This window comes from Siccibacter colletis, from assembly GCF_000696575.1.
Lineage (GTDB): Bacteria > Pseudomonadota > Gammaproteobacteria > Enterobacterales > Enterobacteriaceae > Siccibacter > Siccibacter colletis.
In genome coordinates, this window is sequence record NZ_JMSQ01000034.1 from 787 (window position 1) to 5225 (window position 4439).

Consider the following 4439-nt stretch of genomic DNA (forward strand, 5'->3'; position numbering starts at 1 on the left):
CGTTGTTTTACCATGGTCAACGTGGCCGATAGTACCGACGTTAACGTGCGGTTTTGTACGTTCAAACTTTTCTTTAGACATCGATTGTCCCTCTAAGACACGGATAAATCGGTGATATCACCACATCAACCAGGCATAAGCCTGACGTTGTTGAATTCATTAACAGAAGATATACAGGATGGATAAGAGAAGTGGTGCTGATAGGCAGATTCGAACTGCCGACCTCACCCTTACCAAGGGTGCGCTCTACCAACTGAGCTATATCAGCACATCTTGGAGCGGGCAGCGGGAATCGAACCCGCATCATCAGCTTGGAAGGCTGAGGTAATAGCCATTATACGATGCCCGCATCCTGGAACTCGGCTACCTGAATCTTTCTGTTGTGAATAGCGAGAGGTAACCTCTCATTATTCGAGGCGCTCGGCTGGGAGCTTAACGCCTCAGGCTTCGTTTTAACAAAGCCGAAATTGGTGGTGGGGGAAGGATTCGAACCTTCGAAGTCGATGACGGCAGATTTACAGTCTGCTCCCTTTGGCCGCTCGGGAACCCCACCCGGACTTGATGGTGCCGGCTACCGGAATCGAACTGGTGACCTACTGATTACAAGTCAGTTGCTCTACCTACTGAGCTAAGCCGGCATCAAGTAGCGCGCATTCTAGGAACAGCTGCGCCTGCATGCAACAAAAAAATTGCTTAAAAAGCTCTATCGCTCACATTTTGTGCATTAGCACGTAAAAATGACGCAATTTCAACCATCAGAGCATAAATATTCGGCAGTAGAGACGGGCTATTAAGTACTGTCTCGTTTGATGGATGACATTTGCTGCTTCAGCAAACCTCTTATGAAAACACTTATGGCTTAGCAACGCCCAAATGCTCATTTTCTGCGTGGCGCTTTCCACTTATGTCATAGCAGGGCTACGCGTTTGGATTTTTTCTTATTATTACCCGCCATCTGGTGTTACCCTCCTGCCCATTGTCAAAATTTGGATTAGTTGCGCGATGTGCGATAGCGCGCGGCATATGAAGTGTCGCTTCCCCTCTCGTCTGCAACAGCTGGCAGGTCATGCTTATGGGTAACAGAGAGCAAACGTTAATGACGCCGTATCTACAATTTAACCGGAGCCAGTGGGCTGCGCTTCGTGATTCAGTCCCGATGACGCTTACCGAAGGTGAGATTGCCCGGCTAAAAGGTATTAATGAGGATCTCTCTCTGGAAGAGGTTGCGGAGATTTATCTCCCCCTCTCGCGTCTGCTGAATTTTTACATCAGTTCTAATTTACGTCGCCAGGCCGTGCTGGAGCAGTTCCTCGGCACTGACGGGCAACGTATTCCTTATATCATCAGTATTGCTGGCAGCGTCGCCGTTGGTAAAAGCACGACCGCACGCGTGTTACAGGCGCTACTGAGCCGCTGGCCTGAACACCGGCGCGTCGAGCTGATCACTACTGATGGCTTCCTTCATCCTAATAAGGTGCTTAAAGAGCGCGACTTGATGAAGAAGAAAGGATTTCCTCAGTCCTATGATATGCATCGACTGGTAAAATTTGTATCGGATCTGAAATCTGGGGTTCCTGATGTGACAGCCCCCGTCTATTCACACCTGATCTATGATGTGATCCCCGACGGCGATAAAACTGTTGCTCATCCTGATATTTTGATTCTGGAAGGTCTGAACGTTTTACAAAGCGGCATGGATTATCCTCATGATCCACATCATGTATTTGTTTCAGACTTCGTTGATTTTTCGATATATGTGGATGCCCCGGAAGAGTTATTACAGAGCTGGTACATCAATCGCTTCCTGAAATTTCGGGAAGGTGCTTTTACCGATCCGGATTCGTATTTCCATAATTACGCAAAGCTATCTGAGGAAGAAGCAATAAACATCGCCACTTCATTGTGGAAAGAAATTAATGGACTGAATCTAAAAGAAAATATATTGCCAACCCGTGAGCGCGCAAGTCTGATCATGACGAAAAGTGCGAACCATGCTGTTGAGTCGGTACGCCTGCGTAAATAAACGATGGGGGATACTATCCCCCACCTTCAATTACGCACCGCGCAGAGAGATTTCGCCACCCATCCAGGGCTTAACTGCCCCATCTTGCTCAAGCAATAATGCGCCCTGCTCATCGATACCGCGAGAAATACCATAAATCTCACGCTCGCCAATAATGAGTTTTACCTGACGATGAATGAAATTATCCAGCTTTTCCCAACGGGATAAAAATGGTGACAACCCTTCGTGCTCAAAGCAAATAAGCGCGCTGCGTAACTCTTTGATTAAGCGTACCGCCAGCTGGTTACGATCGATAATAATTCCAGCTTCCTGCAAATTTATCCAACCCTGATTGACGATATCCGCCTCAACCTGACGCATTGCAAGATTAATGCCTGCGCCAATAACAATTTGCGCAGCATCGCCCGTTTTACCCGTTAATTCGACAAGAATTCCTGCCAGCTTACGATCGTTGAGGTAGAGATCGTTAGGCCATTTAACCCGCACGTCTCTGGCGCCCAAATCCTGTAATACCTCGGCCATAATGATACCGATAACCAGGCTCAGACCGATCGCGGCAGCTGGCCCCTGTTCCAGACGCCAATACATGGAGAGGTAGAGATTCGCTCCGAATGGGGAAAACCATTTACGCCCACGGCGTCCGCGTCCAGCCTGTTGATATTCGGCAATACAGGCATCCCCGGACTCGAGGGTATTAAGTCGGTCCATCAGATATTGATTAGTAGAATCAATTACCGGCAGCACAGTTACGGAACCATCAGTTATCTGCGACTGAATAAAATGCTCATCAAGTAACTGAACCGGCTCGGGCAAGCTGTATCCTTTACCGGGAACAGTAAAGACATCAACCCCCCAGTCGCGCAGCGTCTGGATATGCTTATTGATCGCTGCACGGCTCATGCCCAGCGATTCACCCAACTGCTCACCGGAATGGAACTCTCCATCAGCAAGAATCGCGATCAAAGTAAGCGGGACAGTGTTGTCTTTCATGAAATTTTCTCCACGGCGTTGATTTCGCCGGTGCGACCAATAAAACGTACCTCCGGCTCCAGCCACACATTAAATTTTTGTCCCACGCACTGACGAACATGACGCGCCAGATCTACCACATCCTTACTGACCGCATTATCTTCATTCACCAGAACCAGCGCCTGATTACGATGTACGGCAGCACCACCGCAGCGATAACCTTTAAGCTCGCATTGATCGATTAGCCAACCCGCGGCCAGTTTTATCATGCCATCTGTTTGAGGGTAATGCGGTGCTTCAGGATATGCTTTCAGCAGTTCAGCGGCACATTGTGCATAAATGACCGGATTTTTGAAGAAGCTGCCAGCATTACCGTAAACCTTAGGATCGGGCAGTTTGCTGGTACGCATGTGACATACCGCGTCAAACACGGCTTGTGGAGTAACGTCACCAGAATTGAGTCGAACCAAATCGCCATACGTCAACACGGGCTGCCAGACTTTTGCCAGACGCAGGCCAACAGCAGTAATGGCATAGCGATCCTGATACTCATGCTTAAAAATGCTATCCCGATAACCAAAGCGGCACTGCTGAGCATCTAAGCGCGTGATCTTTCCGGTTTCAAGCTCAATGCAATCGACATATTCACAAACCTGTTTCAGCTCTACACCGTAAGCGCCGATATTCTGAATAGGGGAGGAGCCTACGCAACCCGGGATCAATGCCAGATTCTCAAGGCCATGCATCCCCTGTTTCAATGAGTATTCAACCAGACCGTGCCAGTTTTCCCCTGCACCAACATGAAGATGCCATGCATCGTCACTTTCGCTACATGTTATGCCCATGATGCGGTTGAGGATGACAATACCATCGTAATCCTCAGTGAACAGAACATTACTGCCTTCACCCAGGATAAGAACAGGCGTATCACCACGCAACGCTTGCTGCCATGCTTCGAGGAGCTGTTCTGGAGAGTTCACGGGAATAACGTTTCTGGCGCTGGATGGCACACCAAACGTGTTAAATGGCTTAAGTGAAATGCTCATAAAGGTATCCTGATCCAAACTTCAGCTAGTTTACCTTATCCGCTTTACGAAGGCTTGCGCTGCGGGTTGGACGGGAATGGAAAGGCGGGTAGATTTCAGGGATCTTGTATGAAAGCAGAAAGCAAAAAACCCTCAGCTTTCGCTGAAGGTTCTTTAATTTGATGCCTGGCAGTTCCCTACTCTCGCATGGGGAGGCCCCACACTACCATCGGCGCTACGGCGTTTCACTTCTGAGTTCGGCATGGGGTCAGGTGGGACCACCGCGCTACAGCCGCCAGGCAAATTCTGTTCGCTTACCGCCTCGCGGCCATAAGCTTTAATCCGTCTCAAGCTGAAAATCTCTCAAATCCAACACCAAAACATCTTCGGCGTTGTAAGGTTAAGCCTCACGGTTCATTAGT

General features: G+C 48.8%; 4 protein-coding genes, 4 tRNA genes and 1 rRNA gene. 1 reads left to right on the plus strand and 8 read right to left on the minus strand.

Annotation, left to right across the window (positions count from 1 at the left end; translation table 11 throughout):
* The 5 genes from ET34_RS23035 to ET34_RS0118825 form a co-directional block, all read right to left on the minus strand.
* Positions 1-81 (minus strand): elongation factor Tu (locus tag ET34_RS23035; RefSeq protein ID WP_003842260.1); only part of this gene is annotated, 81 nt, incomplete at its 3' end.
* Positions 82-192: 111 nt separating this feature from the next.
* Positions 193-268: transfer RNA gene (locus ET34_RS0118810), tRNA-Thr, on the minus strand.
* Positions 269-274: 6 nt separating this feature from the next.
* Positions 275-349 (minus strand) — tRNA-Gly (locus tag ET34_RS0118815).
* A gap of 119 nt (positions 350-468) precedes the next feature.
* Positions 469-553, minus strand: a tRNA-Tyr gene (locus ET34_RS0118820).
* Between the two features lie 9 nt (positions 554-562).
* Positions 563-638 (minus strand) — tRNA-Thr (locus tag ET34_RS0118825).
* Positions 639-1072: 434 nt separating this feature from the next.
* Here ET34_RS0118825 and coaA point away from each other — a divergent pair.
* Positions 1073-2023 carry a type I pantothenate kinase gene (coaA, locus tag ET34_RS0118830; RefSeq protein WP_031524644.1) on the plus strand — a complete coding sequence of 317 codons (951 nt, stop codon included), beginning with the start codon at positions 1073-1075 and terminating at the stop codon, positions 2021-2023.
* Positions 2024-2053: 30 nt separating this feature from the next.
* On the opposite strand, the gene birA is transcribed toward coaA, so the two are convergent.
* From birA to rrf, 3 genes are all read right to left on the minus strand, one after another.
* Entirely contained in the window at positions 2054-3013 is a 960-nt protein-coding gene (gene birA, locus ET34_RS0118835; RefSeq protein ID WP_031524646.1) for a bifunctional biotin--[acetyl-CoA-carboxylase] ligase/biotin operon repressor BirA, read from the minus strand.
* Positions 3010-4038 (minus strand): UDP-N-acetylmuramate dehydrogenase, encoded by a 1029-nt coding sequence (gene murB, locus ET34_RS0118840; protein WP_031524648.1) that lies wholly within the window; start codon positions 4036-4038, stop codon positions 3010-3012. The genes birA and murB overlap by 4 nt, the downstream gene beginning before the upstream one ends.
* 163 nt (positions 4039-4201) lie before the next feature.
* Positions 4202-4317: ribosomal RNA gene (gene rrf, locus ET34_RS0118845) — 5S ribosomal RNA — on the minus strand.
* Positions 4318-4439 lie beyond the last annotated feature (122 nt).